Raw genomic sequence first — 17,886 nt, 5'->3', positions numbered from 1 at the left:
GTTTACTACGCAGCCCCTGCCCGGCCGGCGCCAAGACCCTCTCCGGCGGCAGCCTGCCGTGCTAGGCCTCAGCGCTCGTCGAAGCCCAGCATCGCGCGGTGCGCACGCTCGCGCAACGGCCCATGCCGGACCCGGGCCGGCAGGGTCTCGACACACTCGCGCAGCCAGCGGTGGGCCGGGTCGGCGTCCAGGCGGGGGTGCCAGGCCTGCACCACCTGTTCGGGCGGCACCACCACGGGCAGCTTGAACACCACCAGGTCGAGCGCGGCCGCCACGGTGTGCGCGATGCGGTCCGGCACGCTGGCCACGAGGTCGGAGATGCCGGCGGCCATCATCGCGCCGTAGGTGCTGGGCACCGTGAGCAGCACCCGCCGCGCCACGCCGGCCTCGCCGAGCAGGCGGTCGAGCGGCGTCAGCGTGCGGTCTCGCCGCGCCACGGCCACGTGCGCCTCGGCGGCAAAGCGCTTGAGCGTCACGCGCCCGGCCAGCAGAGCATGGCCTTTGCGCGCCACCCCGACCAGCTGCTGCTCGTAGAGCGGTGCGCTCAGCACCTCGGGCCCGCGGTCGTAGGCGGCGCCGATCTCGAGGTCGACACGGCCCTCGCGCAGGGCCATCGCATCGCTGTCGCTTTCGGCCACGAAGCGCAGGCTGGCCAGCGGCACCCGCTGCTGCACCATCGCGAGCATCGTCGCGCCGTAGACGATGCCGGCGCCTTCGGGCGCACGGATCACGAACTCGCGCCGCGTCTGCGCAAAACGCGTCTCGGCGCCTGCCTGCATCAGCTCGGACGCTTCGGCCACCAGCCGACGCACCGGCTCGCGCAACTCCACCGCGCGCGGCGTGGGCATCAGCCCGCGGCCGGCGCGCACCAGCAGCGGGTCGCCCAAGGCCTCGCGCAATCGCGCCAGTGCATGGCTCATGGCGGGTGGGCTCAGGTGCATGCGCTCGGCGGCGGCCGTCACGCTGCCGGTGCTCAGCAAGGCATCGAGTGCGGCCAGCAGGTTGAGGTCTATGAATTTCATTTGATGCAGGTATGGCGTCAGAACAATGCACTGTACAGACATGCCACCGGCGCTCACACTGCGGCCCCGTTCAGCTCCATCGCCTGCCATGACGCCACACGACCCCAGCCGCACCGCCATTGCTACATCACTGATGCGCGCCCTGCACACCCGCAGCGCGCCCTCGCCGCTGCTCCACGACGACTGGGCAGACCGGATCGTGCCGGCCGAGATACGCCGCGCCGTGCCCGATGCGGCGCTGCGGGCCAACGCGGCATTTGCCGACGTGATCCTGCGCAGCCGTTGCGCCGAAGACGCGTTGCACGTCGCCCAGGCGCACGGGATCGCACAGTACGTGCTCATCGGCGCCGGCTTCGACAGCTACCCGCAGCGCCATGACAGCGCGGCCGGCGCGCTGTCGATCTACGAGGTGGACCACCCCGCCACGCAGGCCCTGAAACGCCGCCTGCTGGCCAATCACACGGCCGCTCAAGCGGGGCAGCCGCACTACATCGCCGCCGACCTGGCCCACGAGAGCCTGGCCACAGCGCTGGAACGCTCGCCGTTCGACAGCAGCCGGCCGGCGTTCTTCTCGTGGCTGGGGGTGACGATGTATCTCTCGCGCGAAGCCAATCTCGCGACGCTGCGAGCCGTCGCGTCCTGCGCGGCACGAGGCAGCGAGCTGGTCTTCACCTATGTCGATGAAGCGCTACTCCGCCCCGGCCACGACGCGCCGGCCGACTTCCGCGAGCTGCAGCAGGCCGTCGCCTCCGCCGGCGAAGGTTTCCTGTCCGGCTTCGACCCGGCGGGGCTGGCGGCGCTTCTGCTCAGCCTCGGCTACGAGCTGCTCGAAGACCTCGGCGGCGACGCCCTCGTGCAGCGCTACGACGCCGCTGGCGTGAACGGGCTGCGCTCCAACCCGGCCGCACACATCACGCACGCGCGGGTGCGCTGACCCGTCACTCGATCGGCGTGAGCTTCGCCACGCTCAAGGCCAGCCACTTCATCCCGTGGCGGCCGAAGTTCACTTGCGCGCGCGCATCGTCGCCCGTGCCTTCGAGCGTGACCAGCACGCCCTCGCCGAACCTGGTGTGGAAGACGCTCTGGCCCACGCGCAGCCCGTGGCTGCTCTTGGTGACCGGGCCACTCGCGGGTGCGTTGCGCGGCGCCACGTTGCCCGCGCCGACGATGGAGCCCAGCCCCGAGCCCTTCGCCCAGGCCGACTGGTACTCCCGCGCGAAGCCCGAGCCGAAACCCTGGTTGCGCGGCGTGAGCCAGCGCAGCGCGCTCTCGGGCAGCTCGTCGAAGAAACGGCTCTTGATGTTGTAGCGGGTCTGGCCGTGCAGCATGCGCGTCTGGCTGAAGCTCAGGTACAGGCGCTTGCGGGCGCGCGTGATCGCCACGTACATCAGGCGGCGCTCTTCTTCGAGGCCGTCGACGTCCGACACGCTGTTCTCGTGCGGGAAGAGGCCCTCTTCCAGCCCGGTGATGAAGACGGCATCGAATTCCAGTCCCTTGGCCGAGTGCACCGTCATGAGCTGGATGGCGTCCTGCCCCGCCTGCGCCTGGTTGTCGCCGGCTTCGAGGGAGGCGTGCGTGAGGAAGGCCGCGAGCGGCGACATGATCTCGCCCGTCTCGGCATCGGGTGTCAGGTCGACACTCGCCACGGCCTTGGGCAGGCCTTCGGCGATGGCGCCGGCATGTTCGTCGATGGGCAATGCCACCGCATCCTTGCCGAAGCCTTCCTGCGTGACGAAGGCTTCGGCCGCATTGACCAGTTCTTCCAGATTCTCGATGCGGTCCTGGCCTTCCTTGTCGGTCTTGTAGAAGTCGAGCAGCCCGCTCTCGTGCAGCATGTGCTCGATGATCTGGCGCAGGTTGAGGCCCTTGGTGGCCTCGCGCATCGCATCGATGAGCGCCACGAAGGCCTGCAGGTTGCTGCCGCCCTTGCCCGGCACCGCGGTCACGCTCTGCGAGAGGCTGCGGCCGCTCGCGCGGGCGGCGTCCTGCAGCAGCTCGAGGGTGCGGGTGCCGATGCCACGCGTGGGGAAGTTCACCACCCGCAGGAAGCTGGTGTCGTCGTTCGGGTTCTCGATCAGGCGCAGGTAGCTCAGCGCATGCTTCACCTCGGCGCGCTCGAAGAAGCGCAGGCCGCCATACACCTTGTAGGGCATGCCGGCGTTGAAGAGCGCGCTTTCGATCACGCGGCTCTGGGCGTTGCTGCGGTAGAGCAGCGCGATGTCGCTGCGCGCCATGCCGTCGCGGTGCAGCTGGCGCGCCTCGTCGACGAACCATTGCGCTTCGGAGAAGTCGCTCGTCGCCTCGAACACGCGCACCGGCTCGCCGGGCCCCGCCTCGGTGCTGAGGTTCTTGCCGAGGCGGTTGGTGTTGTGCGAGATCAGCTCGTTGGCCGCGTCGAGGATGTTGCCGTAGGAGCGGTAGTTGCGCTCCAGCTTGATGACCTGCTCCACGCCGAACTCGCGCTCGAAGGCGGTCATGTTGCCCACCTGCGCGCCGCGGAAGGCGTAGATGCTCTGGTCGTCGTCGCCCACGGCCATCACCGCGGTCTGCGGGCCCGTGAACATCTTGAGCCAGGCGTACTGCAGGCGGTTGGTGTCCTGGAATTCGTCGACGAGGATGTGGCGGAAGCGCCGCTGGTAATGCTCGCGCAGCGCCACGTTGTCGCGCAGCAGCTCGTAGGTGCGCAGCATCAGCTCGGCGAAGTCGACCACGCCCTCGCGCTGGCACTGCTCTTCATACGCCTGGTAGACCTGCACCATCACGCGGCTCTGCTCGTCGCGCACGTCCACGTCTTTGGGGCGCAGCCCTTCTTCCTTGCTGCCGGCGATGAACCAGGTGACCTGCTTGGGCACGAAGCGCTCGTCGTCGAGGTTCATCGCCTTGATGATGCGCTTGACGGCCGAGAGCTGGTCGCTCGAATCGAGGATCTGGAAGCCTTGCGGCAGGTTCGCGAGCTTCCAGTGCGCGCGCAGGAAACGGTTGCACAGCCCGTGGAAGGTGCCGACCCACATGCCGCGCACCGGCACCGGCAGCATCGCACCCAGCCGGGTGAGCATTTCCTTCGCAGCCTTGTTGGTGAAGGTCACCGCCATCACGCCACCGGGCGTAAGCTGCCCGGTCTGGATCAGCCACGCAATGCGGGTGGTGAGCACGCGCGTCTTGCCCGAGCCTGCCCCGGCAAGGATCAGCGCCGACTTCGCCGGCAGCGTGACGGCCGCGAGCTGCTCCGGGTTCAGGCCGCGCAGCAGCCCTTGTGGTTCGTGGCCGGAGGGCGCGCCGGTCGCGCCTTCTTCAGGGGCGTCGGGCGAAAAAAGAGGCAGGGAGGCTGTCATCGACACATTCTAGGAAAACACCCCCGGCATGCTTCCTGCCATCCCCCTTCGATGCCCTTGATCCCACGTCTCAAAACCCCTTCCCTCGGCCTCGCCCTGCAAGGCGGCGGTGCACACGGTGCGTTCACCTGGGGCGTGCTCGATTGCCTGCTCGAAGCCGGGCACTTCCACATCACCGCCATCAGCGGCACCAGCGCGGGGGCGATGAATGCGATTGCGCTGGCCGACGGCTGGCGGCGCGGCGGCCCCGACGGCGCACGCGATGCCCTCAGCCGCTTCTGGACGGCCATCGGCACCCGCGTGCCCTTCGACCTCCTGACCTCGGGCGACGCGGCCCGGCCCGGCCTCAATGCCGCGGCCCGTGCGCTGATGCACTGGACGCGCCTGCTCTCGCCCTACCAGTTCAACCCGCTGGGCACCAACCCCTTGCGTGAAGTGCTGCAGGAGCAGATCGACTTCGAAGGTTTGCGCGCGGCGAGCCCGATGGCCCTGCACATCGCCGCCACGCACGCCAACACCGGGCGGCTGCGGCTCTTCGAGGCACACGAGCTGAGCGTCGACGCTGCGCTCGCGTCGGCCTGCCTGCCCACGCTGCACCACGCGGTGGTGATCGACGGCGAGCCGTACTGGGACGGTGGCTACAGCGCCAACCCCGCGCTCTTTCCGCTGGTGCGAAGCGGCATCGACGAGCCCTTGATCGTCTCGCTCACCCCGTTGCGCTACACACGTACGCCGGTGAGCGCCGACGAGATCCAGGCGCGCGCGCTGGAGTTCGCCTTCAACGCCACCTTCCTGCGCGAAGCGCGCACGCTGGCCGAAGCGTGCGCCGAAGCGCGGCAATCGCGCTGGCCCTTCATCGGCGCACTGGAGCGGCGGCTACGCCGGCTGCACCTGCACCTGATCGACGCGCATGACGAGCTGGGTGAACTGGCCGGCGAAACCCGGCTCATCGCGCACCTGCCCTTCCTCGAGAACCTGCGCGACCTCGGCCGCGCCCGCGCCGGGCGTTGGCTCGACGCGCATGCGGGTGACGTGGGCCACCGCTCGAGCATCGACCTCGCCGCGCTCTACGCGCCGGTCTGAGTGACGCGCGCCATGCGCCCGCGGATGCGCGACAGCGCCACCGGCGTGATGCCGAGGTAGAGCGCGACGTCCTGCTGCGCGATGCGTTTCGCGAGCGCGGGCGATTCCTGCAGAAAGAGCCGGTAGCGCTGCTCGGGGCTCAGCATCAGGAGCTCGCGCTCGCGCTTTTCCTTGCGCACGCCGTAGTGCTCGATGCCGGCACGCAGAGCCTTCTGCCACGCGAGGTGCCGTTCGCCGAGCGCGAGGATGCGCGGGTAGCTGAGCGGCTCCACCACGCTCGGCTCCAGCGCCACCGCGGTGAAGCTCGTGCGCCCACCCGGTGCGAGCGCGGCCAGGCTGGCGAAGAAGCCACCCTCGTGGATGAAGGACTTGATGCGCTCGCTGCCGTCTTCACGCAGGTAGGCGAGCTTGAACAAGCCGCTTCGCACGATGCACAGCCAAGGCCAGGGCACGTCGCTCTCGAAGAGCGCTTCGCCCGCTGCGAGGGTGCGTGGCTGCACCTCCGCGGAGAAGGCGGCCCATTCCGGCAGGGGGCCGCCGGCGAGGTGTTCGAGCAGAGGCTGCGCGGCGAGCGTTCGCATCGCCGCACGGTAACGCAGCGCGCTCTTAACCCGAGATAACGACAAACCCCGAGCCCGCTCCTAAGGTCGCGGCATGCAAGTCCAACTCAACCGACAAACCCAGACGCTCGGCGACGAGCACGCCGCGCAACCGCTGCTGTGGTGGCTGCGCGAAGACCAAGGCCTCACCGGCACGCGCTACGGCTGCGGCCAAGGCGTGTGCGGCGCCTGCACCGTGCACCTCGACGGGCAGGCGGTGCGCTCGTGCATCACGCCCTGCAGCGCCGCCGACGGGCGCGAGCTCACCACCATCGAAGGCCTGGCGCGCGGCGAGCGGCTGCACCCGGTGCAGCAGGCGTGGCTGGAGCTGGCCGTTGCGCAATGCGGCTACTGCCAGAGCGGGCAGATCATGGGCGCAGCGGCGTTGCTGGCCAGCACGTCGAACCCGAGCGACGAGCAGATCGACGCCGCGATGGCCGGCCACCTGTGCCGGTGCGGCACCTACGACCGCGTCCGCGCGGCGATCCACCGCGCCGCGCAGATCGCCCGCGAGGAAGGCGCACGATGAGCGCCGCCGTCTCGCGCCGCGCGCTGCTGGCCACGGCCGGCAGCATCACGGTCAGCTACGGCCTCGGCGGGTGCTCGCTGATCCCGCCGATCCCCAAGCGCCCCACTCCCACGCTCGACGATGCGGTCGGCTGGATCCATCGGACCCCCGAGGGCCGCTTCGTGCTGTGGTGCCCGCGGGTCGAGATGGGCCAGAACGTGCTGGGTGGGCTGCGGCGCATCGCTTCACTCGAACTGGGCGTGGCCGAGGAGGCGATCGACGTGCGCATCCCCGGCACCGGCGACATCGGGAGAGTGAAAGGCACCGTCGGCAGCGACTCGGTGCGCGAGCTGCTGGTGCCGCTGGCCACGGCCTGCGCCCGCTTGCGCGACGAGATGAAGGCCCGCGGCGTGGAGTCTCCGCTTCGTGCCATCACGGCCCTGCGGCAGCCCGCTGCCTCGCCGGCCATCGCACCGCCCCAGCACCACGCCCTCGTGACCGGCGCGCCGGTCTTCGCCGCCGACGTCCGCCTGCCCGGCATGCTGCACGCGACCGTGCTGCGCCCACCCTGGCGCCCGGAGCTCGGCGTCGAACTCGAAGGCTGGGAACGCACCGCGGTGCAGGCCGTGCCCGGCTTCGTCGCCCAGATCTTGCTGCGCGAGATCGACGGGCCGGTGCTGGTGGGCCTGCACCCGCAGGCACTCTTCGCGATGCGCACCGCCGCAGCCGTGCGCTGGAAAAAGCCGGCCCACAGGCCCGACCCCGAGCGCATGGTCGACATCGATGCGGTGCTCGCGACAGGCCGCTTCACCAAAGACAGCGGCAGCGTTCAGGACGGTGCCTGGACGGTCGACCTGCGGCTCGACGTGCCCATGGCCGCGCACGCCGCCATCGAGCCGCGCTGCACCGTCGCGCAGTTCAGCACCGGCGCTGATGGCAAAGAGCGGCTCGACCTCTGGTGCGCCACGCAAGACCCGTTCTTCATCCGTGACGTGATGGCGCGCGACCACGGCCTGCCGCTCGAACACATCACCGTGCACAACCAGCGCCTGGGCGGTGGCTTCGGCGGGCGCACCGTGGCGCTGATCGAGCGCGAGGCGGCCTACGTGGCGCGCGCGATGAAAGCGCCCGTCAAGCTGCAATGGACACGCGAAGACGAGTTCACCGGCGGCTTTCACCGCCCGCCGTCTTCGCACCGGGTGAAGGTGCGCGTGGGCGCCGATGGGCTCGTCTCCGACTGGTGGCACGCGCTCTCCAGTTCGCACGTGATCTTCACCTCGGCCGGCATGCCGCCGTGGATGCAGACCTTCACCGATTTCGTGGGCGACGCCGGCACCTCGCGCGGCCAGCACGCGCCGTATGCGTTCACGCGGCAGCGCCGCTCGATGCAGCTCACGCGCGTGCCGCTCGCCACCGGCCCCTGGCGCGGCCTGGGCGCGGGGCCGAACGTGCTCGCGATCGAAGCGGCGATGGATGCCGCGGCGCGTGCGAGCGGGCAAGACCCGGTGGCGTTTCGCCTGCGTCACCTGGCCCACGCACCGGCCGGCGATCACCTGGCCGACCCCGGCCGTTTGGCCGCCGTGCTGCAACGCGCGGCCGACCTCGCGCAACGTGAAGCCCCTCGCGTGGCGGCGCCTGGCGAGCGTGTGGGCCGGGGTGTGGCATGCGGCGTCTACAAGGGGCTGAGCGTGGTCGCGGCAGTGGCCGAAGTCGCCATCAGCGCCGAGCGCATCCGCGTGACCAGGCTCTGGTGCAGCCACGATTGCGGCGCGATGGTCGATGCGCGCAGCGTGCGCGCACAGGTGGAAGGCAACCTCGTGTGGAGCCTTGGCCTCGTGCTCTTCGACCACCTCGCAGCCCCCGACGCGCGCGCCGCGCAGACCGGCTTTGCCGACTACCCGCTTCCGCGCATCACCGACATGCCCTCGCTCGACATCGACCTCGTGGCGAGCGACAGGCCGCCGAGCGGCGCCGGCGAAGCAGCCATCGTGGCAGGCGCCGGTGCCATCTACAACGCGCTCGTGGCTGCCAGTGGCAAGCAGCCAAGCCGCCTGCCGGTCACCCCAGCCGACCTCTCGTGAACCGTGGTTTTTGACCGCCTTCCGCGAGAAGCGGCTGCGTAGAATGCCCCACCGGGCCCAAATTTTTGGTGCCCGGTTTTTTGTGTCCGCTCCACCCTCGCTGGTGGCGCCGCGGACAGCCGGGTCACCAAGTCAAGCGCTCACAGCAGCCATTGGGCCGCGCACTGCCTCAACGCGCCGCCCGTTTGACGCACAGGAGCCTTGACATGGAAATCTTCGACTACGACAACATCCTCTTGCTGCCGCGCAAATGCCGCGTGGAGAGTCGCTCGGAATGCGACCCCTCGATGCAGTTCGGCCGCCACACCTTCAAGCTGCCGGTGGTGCCGGCCAACATGAAGACCGTGATCGACGAGCCCATCTCCGAGTGGCTCGCCGCCAACGGCTACTTCTACGTGATGCACCGCTTCGACATCGACAACCTCGCCTATGCGAAACGCATGCGCGACAAGGGCTTGTTCGTGTCGATCAGCTCAGGCGTGAAGCCCGACGACTTCAAGGTCATCGACCAGCTGGCCGCCGAAGGCGTGGGCGCCGACTACATCACCATCGACATCGCACACGGCCACGCCGAGAGCGTTCGCAAGACCATCGAGCACATCAAGCAGAAGCTGCCCAGCACCTTCGTGATCGCCGGCAACGTGGCCACGCCGGAAGCGGTGATCGACCTCGAGAACTGGGGCGCCGATGCAACGAAGGTGGGCGTGGGCCCCGGCAAGGTGTGCATCACCAAGCTCAAGACGGGCTTCGGCACCGGCGGCTGGCAGTTGAGTGCGCTCAAGTGGTGTGCGCGCGTGGCCACCAAGCCCATCATTGCCGACGGCGGCATCCGCGACCACGGCGACATCGCCAAGAGCGTGCGCTTCGGCGCGGCGATGGTGATGATCGGCTCCCTCTTCGCCGGGCACGAAGAGTCGCCAGGCAAGACGGTCGAAGTCGACGGCAAGCTCTTCAAGGAGTACTACGGCTCGGCCAGCGACTTCAACAAGGGCGAATACAAGCATGTGGAAGGCAAGCGCATCCTGGAGCCCATCAAGGGCAAGCTGGCCGACACGCTGCGCGAGATGCGCGAAGACGTGCAAAGCTCCATCAGCTACGCCGGCGGCACCAAGCTCGCCGACATCCGCAAGGTCAACTACGTGATCCTCGGCGGCGACAACGCGGGCGAGCATCTGCTGATGTAAGGCCTTGGGCCCGGTGCTATGGTGAAACGAGGTCGACCCTCTTTCACCCAGGAGCCCCACATGCCCTCATCCCTCCCCGAACAGGCTGGCGCCATCGAGCTGGCTCGAGCGCTGGCCCAACGCGAGATTGGCGCGCTGGAGTTGTGCGACTTGCACATCGCACGCATCGAGCAGCGCGACCCCGAGATCAACGCAGTGGTGGTGCGCGATTTCGACCGCGCACGAGAGGCCGCCCGTGCCGCCGATGCAGCGCTGGCGCGCGGCGAGCGAAAGCCGCTGCTCGGTGTGCCGATGACAGTGAAGGAGTCGTATGACGTGGCGGGCCTGCCCACCACCTGGGGTTTCGCCGAATTTGCCGACTACCGGCCCGAGGCCGACGCGCTGGCCGTCACGCGCATGAAGGAAGCCGGCGCCATCCTCCTCGGCAAGACCAACGTGCCGGTGGCGCTCGGCGACTGGCAGACGGTGCACCCTCTCTACGGCCGCACGAACAACCCGCTTGACCTCAAGCGCTCGCCGGGCGGCTCGTCGGGCGGCTCGGCTGCGGCGCTCGCCTCGTACATGGTGCCGCTGGAGCTCGGGTCCGACATCGGCGGCTCGATCCGCGTGCCGGCGCATTTCTGCGGGCTGTACGGCCACAAGCCGAGCTTCGGCCTGCTGCCGCCGCGCGGGCACAAGCCGCCGCGCGCCGACGGTGCCGGCTCGGGCCTGGCGGTGATCGGCCCGCTGGCGCGCAACATCGACGACCTCACCCTCGCCTTCGACCTGCTCGCCGTGGCCGACCCGCTCGACCCCGGGCTGCGCTTCGAGCCGCCGAAGCCGCGTGTCACCTCGCCGCGAGGCGCCCGCCTGCTGGTGATCGACACCCACCCACGCTGCGCCACCGACGCCGACACGCGACAGACGCTGGCAGCACTGGCCGCCGACTTCGAGCGCGCGGGCGCCAGCGTCGCGCGCAGCAGCCCGCTGCTGCCCGACCTCGACGCCTCACACAAGCTCTACATCCCACTGCTGCTCACCGAGATCAACCGCGCCACGCCCGAGCGGCAGCCGGAGCTGAGCGCCAACCAGTGGTTGGGCCTGCTCGATGCACGCCAACGCCTGCGCAACCAGTGGGCGGCGCTCTTTCGCGAGTTCGATGCCGTGCTGACGCCGGTCTTCGGCACGCCCGCGTTCACTCAGTTCGACGACGGCCCGTGGCAGGCGAGGCAACTGAGCGTCGACGGCGAACTCACGCCCTACGGCGATCAGCTCGGCTGGCCCGGCATCGCCACGGTGGCCGGCCTGCCGGCGTCGGTGGCGCCGATGGGCCGCTCGAAGGAGGGCCTGCCGATCGGCGTGCAGATCATCGGGCCCTGGCAGGAGGACCGCACCACGCTCGCACTCGCCGGCATCGTGGGCCAGCTCAGGCGCTGAGCCCCGCCGTCAGAGCGCGACCGGCCCCTGGATCTGGGCCTGGCCCGCCTCGCGGGCCTGCTGCTGGCGCACGCGGTCGATGTACTGCTGGCTCTTCTGCAACTGCTCGGCCATGATGGTGTTGTTCTGGCCCATGACCGTGATCGCCTTGGAGCGGAACGAGTCCATCGCGTCCATGGCCTTGTAGGTCTGGTCGAACATCTCCTTGATCTTGTCGATGCCCAGCATGGGGTTGCTCGCGAACTCGGCCGTCTTGTCGACGTGGCTGTTGAGCTGGCGGCCGGTTTCGGTGATGAGGTTGCCGATGGTGGTGTTGACGCCTTGCAGCATCTCCATCACCTGCACCTGATTGCCGGTGGCACGCGCCACGGTCTGCGCGACGGCCAGCGCGCTCATGCCGGTGGTGGCCACGCGGCTGCAGCCGTTCATCATTTCGCGGCCGGTCTTCTTGAGCACGTCGAGCGCGAGGTAGCCGTTCACGCACACCGCCTGCTGGGTGAGGATGTCGGCGAGGTTCTGGCGGGCGTAGAAGAGCACCTCCTGCTCCAGCGCATTGGCGCGCTGCGGGTCGGTGGCTTTCAGCGACTGCACCTTCTCGGCGAGGCGCGCATCGAGCGAGGTGGCGAACTGCGCGGCGGCGGCGAGCTTCTGCATCGCGTCCCACAGCTTGGTGCGGGTGGCTTCGATGTCGACGATGTCCTTCTGCACGTCGTCGCGCGCGGCGTAGAGCTGGCTCATCGATTTCTGCAGCTGCGAGCCGGCGCTTTCGAACTTGCGGAAGTAGGCCTTGAGCTTGTTGCCGAACGGGATGATGCCCAGGAGCTTGTTGGGCGCCAGCAGGTCGCCTTCATTGCCGGGATTCAGCTTGTCGAGGTGGCCGCGGATCTCACCAATGGCCTTGTAGGCGGCTGTCTCTTCGGCGCCGATGAAGTTGCGCTGCAGGAACCGGCCCTGCATCAGGCCAGCCGCATTCGAGATCTCCTCGCGACCGAGCGCGAAGGCGCTGTCGAGCTTGTGCTTGAACTCGGCGCTATGCACGTCTTCGCTCATCAGCGCGTCGATGAAGCGCATCACCTGGTCGTCGACCGCCTTGGCCACCTCGGGCTTGAGCGGCACCGCCGTGCGCGTGGCCTCGGCCGGCACGGGCGTGATGACCTCGGGCGGGGTCAACTGGAAGTTGGGCACGCCGCCGTAGGCGACGGTGGGGGTGTCTTCAGGGCCGTTCATTTCCTGGGCTCCGCTACGGGTTGAATCTCAGGGGCAGCAAGCGAGGGCTTGCCGAACTTGTCATGCAGGAATCGCGAGTGGACGAGGAAGGCCTGGGCGTCCTGGCTGGCCAAGTCGTCGGCCAGTTGCTTCACCTTGGTTTCGAGCTCACTTAGCGTATCGCGGAAGATGTCTTGCGCGGTCTTGCCATCGTGCAGCACGCGGCTGGCGGCGTACTGCGGCGGAATCGACAGATACGCCTTCAGCGCATCGGGCAGGTACGAGATGGCGATGTGGCGGGCGTGAAAGCCCTCCTGCATCGACAGCACGCCCTGGCTGCGCTCCCACTGCGACAAGAGCGATTGCAGCGACTTGCACAGGTCCAACGCCTTGGCCTGCAGGCTCGCGGGCAGGCGGTTCTCGGGGTTGTATTCGACGAGGCCCCGCACACCGGCTAGCGCCCGGGTCATGGCCTCTCTCGCATCGCCCTCGTCGCTGAAGTCGAGCGCGTCTTCCCACATCGGCCCTCCTAGCTTGGGAAAGCCCAGCCACAGGCCGCCGACCACGAAGCCGGCCACGTAGCCGCCGAAGGCCAGCGGCAGGCCGGCGAGGCCGATCAGGTTGAGCGCCTTCAACACCAGCACGACGGTGGCGAGGCCGAGACCGCACCAGTTGGCAGCGCTCAGCAGCACCCGGGCGAGCTTGTCCATCATTGATAGGCTCGGATGTCCTTGAACACCGCATAGAGCGGCGTCTTGCGCGCATCGAAGACCTTGCCGCCCGTCGTCTGCACCAGCGCCTTTAGGTCGGCCTCTTTCGCTTCGCCGAAGAGCACCATGAAGACGGGGATGCCGCGCACGTCTTCCGGCAGCGCTGCATAGGCCTGCTGGAACTGCTCCAGGCTGCGGCCCTTGGTGTTCTCGCCGTCGGTGAACGCGACCACCGAGTACTGGTAGTTCGGGTTCTTCTGCTTCTGCTCCAGCATGTGCTTGAGTGCGGCGAGCACGCTGTCGTAGAGCGCGGTGCCGCCGGTCATGCGCAGGCCGTCGGCGTAGGCGCGCACGTCGGCGAGCATGGCCTGCTTGGCCTCCGAATCCTCCTGCACCTGCACGCCCTTGGCCTGCGGGCGGCCGGTGGGGATCTCGAAGTAGGTCATGCGCCAGGGCTGGTCGGAAAACGGCAGCATCCACACCTTCTCGCGGTTGGTGAGCTTGGCGAGCCGCCCGGTGAGCGAGCTGTCGGCGCCGGCCACGTAGTGCAACGCCTGGATCAGCTGCGCGCGGCGGCCCTGGCCGTCCATGCTGCCGCTGGTGTCGAGCACGAAGGTGCTGGCGATCGGGCGGCGGAATTCGTTGAGGTAGGCGTCGATCAGGCCATCGGCCAGGGCGCGGTCGGGCGAGAACGGCAGCTCGATGCGCATGCCTTCCTTGGGCAGCACGTCGGCCACGGTGGCGGCCACCTCGGCGTTGATCGGGCGGCGCAGGGTCTGGCGGGCGAGCCACTTCTGCGCATCGGCGCCCTTGAGGTAGGCCACGACCTTCAGGTAGTCGTCGCGGCGCTCGTCCTTCAGCAGCATGAAGGGGTAGTCGGCGGTGGCCACGCCTTCGTGCGGGTACACGAGCACCAGCTTCTCGCGCAGCTTGCCGCCGTTGTTGAGCGAGAGCAGCCAGCTTTCGTAATTGATGAAGGCGTTGAGCTGCGTCGGGTTGTTGCCCTGCTGTTCGAGGAACTTCTCGGTGAGGTAGGTGGAGTTGTCGCCCGGCAGCTTGTAGCCCTTGAGGAAGCTGGCGATGGCGCCGCGGTTCACGTCGGCGGCGGTGAGCGCTTCGGACTTCTGGCTCGCCGCCGCCACCACGCCCATCAGCGCCATGAAGCCCTGGTTGGAGGTGGCGGGGTTCGAGAGCGCGTAGCGCAGCTTGCCCTGCGAGGCGGCCTGTGTGATCTCGCGCCAGCCGACCTTGGCGGCCGTGGCCGCGTCGTCCCAGCCGAGCTGCTTGGCCGCGGTCTGGTTCACGCCGACGGCAATCGGCGACAGCATGATCTTCTCTTGCAGCTTCACACGCGCCTGGCCCTGCGGGTCACTCAGCAGGTACTTCGCGTTGGCGAACCAGGCGGCGTGGGCCGGCGTGCTGCCGCTCAGCACGGCCTCGGTGCTTTCCATCGTGCCGCCCCAGGTGAAGCGCAGGCGCACACCGGTCGCTTTCTCGACCATGGCTTCGAGCGGCTGCGCGTCCTTGAGGTCGGTGGTGGCAAGCACGGTGAAGACGGGCTTGTTGTCGGCCGGCTTCGGCGCATCGGCCGCCTCCTTCTTGCCGCAGGCGGTCAGCAGCACCGCGAGCAACACCCCTCCCAGGATTCCTTTCATTGCGTCATCTCCTTGGCCACCGCGTCGATCATCTCGGCCATCAGCTCGAAGGCCGGCGGGTCGATCACCTGCGTGATGCGTTCTTCCACGGCGAGGCCGGTCGGCTTCACCGCTTCCATGAAGAGGCCGGTGTCGGCCACGCGGAAGCCATAGCTCACCGCGATGCGCTGCAGGTCGACGTTGCGCGCCAGCAGGTCGGCCAGCGCCTTGGCCTTCTCGCTCACCGCCATGAACACCACCTTGTTGACGATGGTCGGCTGCGGGTAGAGCAACACCATATCGGGGCCCACGCCCTTCTTGTCGAGCGCGTAGGCCACGAGCTGGTACTCGTAGATGAAGGCGAGCGGCGTCTTGCCGATGCCGATGGCCACGTAGTCGTCGAAGTTGCCGTTGACGTAGTTCTCCTGGTAGCCCTGGCGCTTGAAGAGCTCGGCGAGCTTTGTCGCGAGCGGGATCGCGGTGGCGCGGTCGGTCACCACGTCGCCATGCACCGCGTAGCTCGTGAGTGCGAGGTAATTCGCGGCCGAGTTGCTGCGGCGCACGTCGGTGGTGGAGACGAGCACGCTGCGCGTCACGTCGTAGGCGCTGCTGTCCTTCAGGTCCTTCCAGCGCTTCTTGGCCAGCATGGCCTGCGTGAGCTTGGCCATGTCGACACCATAGATGCGCTCACCCAGCGGCTTGGCCATGTCATTGGCGACGAGGATCTTGGCGATCGGCGCCCAGCTGGCGATCACCATCGGCGTGTGGAAGGGCGACGACTGCGCGACGTTGACGCCGGCCTTTCGGGCCGCGTCGCTGATCTGGTTGGCGGCCACCACGCCAGACGGAAACAGGAAGTCGGGCATCTGACCCGCGACCACCTTGCCCGCCATCTCGCGGCTGCCCACACGCACCACCGAGACCGGCAGGCGGTTGTCGGCCAGGATCTTCTTGACGCGCTCGTCCTTGAAGAAGGGCTCGACGTCGAGCGCGATCACGCCCTTGAGCTCGGTCACCGGCCCCAGGGCGATCTCTGCCTCCGCCGCCTTCTGCCCGCGCAGCGCAAAGTACAGCGCGGCGCTGAAACCTGCGAGCAAGACAAGGGTCAGCAGGACTTTGGCGGTTTTCGACATCGGCGCAGGCTCCTCCTCGTTGACGCGACGCGAGCATAGCGGAGCGCGGCCGGCGCCCGCGCCACGGCATGTGCATCAAACCCCGGCGGCGCGGTGGGGGGCGGCCTCGCCGCACTGCTGCTGAAGCCATTCGGCGAACGCGCGCATGGCCGCGCCCTCCTGGCGCGACTGCAGGCGCGTGAGCCAGTAGCGGCCAGTGAGGATCGAGGCCTCGAAGGGCTGCACCAAGCTGCCCTGCTGCAGCTCGCGCTCGAACAGGGCAAGCGGCAGCAAGGCAACCCCCGTCCCTTGCAGGGCCGCTTCGGCCAGCGCAAGCGAGCTGTCGAGCACCGGCCCGCGCAGCAGGGGCGCCTGCAACCCGCACTGCGCGAACCACGCCGGCCACTCGTCGACGCGATACGAGCGCAACAGCGTCTCCCGCAACAGATGCTGCGGCTCTTGCAGGCGCACGGCCAGCGCAGGGGTGCAGAGCGCCGACAGCGGCGCGCCGAAGAGCGGCACCGCGTGCACGCCATGCCACGCTCCCTGGCCGAAGCGGAGCGCGAAGTCCAGACCCTCGCCAGCCAGGTCGACGCGGTTGTTGTTGCCGAAGACCCGCAGATCGATCCACGGGTGCGCCCGCTCGAACTCGGGCAGCCGCGGCATCAGCCAGCGCACCAGGAGACTCGAGACACAGCCAACCGTCAGCACCTCCGTGGCGCGGCCCTTGTGGAAACGCTGGAGCCCGCGGCTCAGGCGATCGAACGCATCGGCCACCGTCGGCAGCAACGCGAGCCCCTCGTCGGTGAGGGCGAGGCCGCGCGGCACGCGACGAAACAGCGCGGCGCCGAGGCGCTCCTCCAGATTCTTGACCTGCTGGCTCACGGCCGCCTGGCTGACGTTGAGCTCGATGGCCGCGCGCGTGAAGCTCAGGTGGCGGGCCGAGGCCTCGAAGGCCCGCATCGCGTTGAGGGGGAGGTGCATGGCGACCATTCTGGCGCGCGGATTCCCCCAGATTTTCTGGGGTCTGGCCCTGCAATTCACCGTTTGTCGACCCCTCGGCAGCTGACTATCGTGCGGACCTTCCCAACCCCACAGCCAGACGATGGCAAGCCCCATGGATCGAAGAACCTTTTCCGCCCTGCTCGCCACCGCGTTGAGCGGCGCATCCTGCGCAAGCGCCCGGCCGGGTGCTGCCAGCCCTCACGCAGACGGCCCGCTCGAACGACGCTGGCAAGCACTCGAGAAGCAGGCAGGCGGCCTGCTGGGCGTGACGTTGATCGACCCGCAGCGTGGCCAGCAATTCAGCTGGCGCGGCGACGAGCGTTTCCCGATGTGCAGCACCTTCAAATGGCCGCTGGCCGCCGCCCTGCTCGCCGAAGTGGACGCAGGCCGCGAATCGCTCGACCGGGTGCTGACCTATTCGCGCGACGAGCTGCTGCCCCATTCGCCCGTCAGCGAACAGCACGTGGCCTCCGGCATGCGAGTCGGCGACCTGTGCGCGGCGACGGTGGCGCACAGCGACAACACCGCGGCCAACGTGCTGCTGCGAACCCTCGGCGGGCCCGCCGCGTTCAACCGCTTCGTGCGCAGCCGAGGTGACAACACCACGCTGCTGGCCCGCAACGAGCCCGAAGTGAACGACGCCCGCCACGGCGACGCGGGAGACACGACCAGCCCGCGGGCGATGGCCTCGCTGATGCAGCGCCTGGTGCTGGGCGACGGGTTGTCTGCCCGGTCGCGCGAGCAGCTCAAGGCCTGGGGCCTGGCCACGGTGACGAGCGGCAGCCGGTTGCGCGCCAACCTGCCCGCGGGCTGGCAGTTGGCCGACAAGACCGGCACCAGCGGCCGAGGCAGCACCAACGACGTGGGCGTGTTCTGGACACCCGCCGGCCGGCCGATCGTGGTGGCTGCGTTTCTCACGGCCAGCACCGTGCCGGCGGCCGACCAGAACCGCGTCCATGCCCACATCGCCGCGCAGGTGTTCGAGCGAGGCTGA

The 17,886-nt window shown here is 68.9% G+C and carries 15 protein-coding genes; 7 read left to right on the top strand and 8 right to left on the bottom strand.

From position 1 onward, the window contains the following. Positions 1-68: 68 nt before the first annotated feature. The gene (locus RXV79_RS06725; protein ID WP_316702626.1) at positions 69-1,022 is read right to left on the bottom strand and encodes a LysR family transcriptional regulator; all 954 of its coding nucleotides are present in this window, start codon (positions 1,020-1,022) and stop codon (positions 69-71) included. 88 nt (positions 1,023-1,110) lie between these two features. On the opposite strand from RXV79_RS06725, the gene RXV79_RS06720 reads away from it, so the two are divergent. After that, on the top strand, positions 1,111-1,956 hold the full coding sequence (locus RXV79_RS06720) for a class I SAM-dependent methyltransferase (protein ID WP_316702625.1): 846 nt from the start codon (positions 1,111-1,113) through the stop codon (positions 1,954-1,956). A gap of 4 nt (positions 1,957-1,960) precedes the next feature. Here the strand turns inward: RXV79_RS06720 and RXV79_RS06715 are convergent, their stop codons facing one another. Beyond that, the gene (locus RXV79_RS06715; protein ID WP_316702623.1) at positions 1,961-4,354 is read right to left on the bottom strand and encodes a UvrD-helicase domain-containing protein; all 2,394 of its coding nucleotides are present in this window, start codon (positions 4,352-4,354) and stop codon (positions 1,961-1,963) included. A 51-nt stretch (positions 4,355-4,405) separates the two neighbouring features. Here RXV79_RS06715 and RXV79_RS06710 point away from each other — a divergent pair, with 51 nt between their 5' ends. Continuing rightward, complete coding sequence (locus tag RXV79_RS06710; protein WP_316702622.1) at positions 4,406-5,437, top strand: patatin-like phospholipase family protein; 1,032 nt, start codon at positions 4,406-4,408, stop codon at positions 5,435-5,437. Here the strand turns inward: RXV79_RS06710 and RXV79_RS06705 are convergent. After that, the gene (locus tag RXV79_RS06705; RefSeq protein WP_316702621.1) at positions 5,422-6,018 is read right to left on the bottom strand and encodes a Crp/Fnr family transcriptional regulator; all 597 of its coding nucleotides are present in this window, start codon (positions 6,016-6,018) and stop codon (positions 5,422-5,424) included. The two genes, RXV79_RS06710 and RXV79_RS06705, sit on opposite strands and share 16 nt — an antisense overlap. Positions 6,019-6,091: 73 nt before the next feature. Here RXV79_RS06705 and RXV79_RS06700 point away from each other — a divergent pair, with 73 nt between their 5' ends. From RXV79_RS06700 to RXV79_RS06685, 4 genes are all read left to right on the top strand, one after another. Then, on the top strand, positions 6,092-6,565 hold the full coding sequence (locus RXV79_RS06700; protein ID WP_316702620.1) for a (2Fe-2S)-binding protein: 474 nt from the start codon (positions 6,092-6,094) through the stop codon (positions 6,563-6,565). Next, the gene (locus tag RXV79_RS06695; RefSeq protein WP_316702619.1) at positions 6,562-8,625 is read left to right on the top strand and encodes a xanthine dehydrogenase family protein molybdopterin-binding subunit; all 2,064 of its coding nucleotides are present in this window, start codon (positions 6,562-6,564) and stop codon (positions 8,623-8,625) included. Before RXV79_RS06700 ends, RXV79_RS06695 begins: the two co-directional genes overlap by 4 nt. A 206-nt stretch (positions 8,626-8,831) precedes the next feature. Continuing rightward, positions 8,832-9,809: a GMP reductase gene (locus RXV79_RS06690; protein ID WP_316702618.1), complete on the top strand. Its 978-nt coding sequence runs from the start codon at positions 8,832-8,834 to the stop codon at positions 9,807-9,809. A gap of 60 nt (positions 9,810-9,869) precedes the next feature. Further along, positions 9,870-11,225: an amidase family protein gene (locus RXV79_RS06685; protein WP_316702617.1), complete on the top strand. Its 1,356-nt coding sequence runs from the start codon at positions 9,870-9,872 to the stop codon at positions 11,223-11,225. A gap of 9 nt (positions 11,226-11,234) precedes the next feature. Here RXV79_RS06685 and RXV79_RS06680 read toward each other — a convergent pair whose 3' ends face one another. The 5 genes from RXV79_RS06680 to RXV79_RS06660 all read right to left on the bottom strand — a co-directional run bounded on the left by RXV79_RS06680 (position 11,235) and on the right by RXV79_RS06660 (position 16,871). Continuing rightward, positions 11,235-12,452, bottom strand: a complete 1,218-nt coding sequence (locus RXV79_RS06680) for a toxic anion resistance protein (protein ID WP_316702615.1) — start codon at positions 12,450-12,452, stop codon at positions 11,235-11,237. Beyond that, a complete protein-coding gene (locus tag RXV79_RS06675; protein WP_316702614.1) occupies positions 12,449-13,144 on the bottom strand; it encodes a hypothetical protein in 696 nt (231 codons plus the stop codon). Before RXV79_RS06675 ends, RXV79_RS06680 begins: the two co-directional genes overlap by 4 nt. Beyond that, positions 13,141-14,796 (bottom strand): vWA domain-containing protein, encoded by a 1,656-nt coding sequence (locus tag RXV79_RS06670; protein WP_316702613.1) that lies wholly within the window; start codon positions 14,794-14,796, stop codon positions 13,141-13,143. The genes RXV79_RS06675 and RXV79_RS06670 overlap by 4 nt, the downstream gene beginning before the upstream one ends. Next, positions 14,793-15,908: a hypothetical protein gene (locus tag RXV79_RS06665; RefSeq protein WP_316702612.1), complete on the bottom strand. Its 1,116-nt coding sequence runs from the start codon at positions 15,906-15,908 to the stop codon at positions 14,793-14,795. The genes RXV79_RS06670 and RXV79_RS06665 overlap by 4 nt, the downstream gene beginning before the upstream one ends. Positions 15,909-15,983: 75 nt before the next feature. Beyond that, positions 15,984-16,871: a LysR family transcriptional regulator gene (locus RXV79_RS06660; protein WP_316702611.1), complete on the bottom strand. Its 888-nt coding sequence runs from the start codon at positions 16,869-16,871 to the stop codon at positions 15,984-15,986. A 133-nt stretch (positions 16,872-17,004) separates the two neighbouring features. On the opposite strand from RXV79_RS06660, the gene bla reads away from it, so the two are divergent. Further along, complete coding sequence (gene bla, locus RXV79_RS06655) at positions 17,005-17,886, top strand: class A beta-lactamase (protein WP_316702610.1); 882 nt, start codon at positions 17,005-17,007, stop codon at positions 17,884-17,886.

The sequence above is a fragment of the Piscinibacter gummiphilus genome (genome assembly GCF_032681285.1).
In the GTDB taxonomy this organism is placed as follows: domain Bacteria; phylum Pseudomonadota; class Gammaproteobacteria; order Burkholderiales; family Burkholderiaceae_C; genus Rhizobacter; species Rhizobacter gummiphilus_A.
Note: the sequence above shows the minus strand (reverse complement) of the source record. Positions and strands in the feature narration are given on the sequence as shown.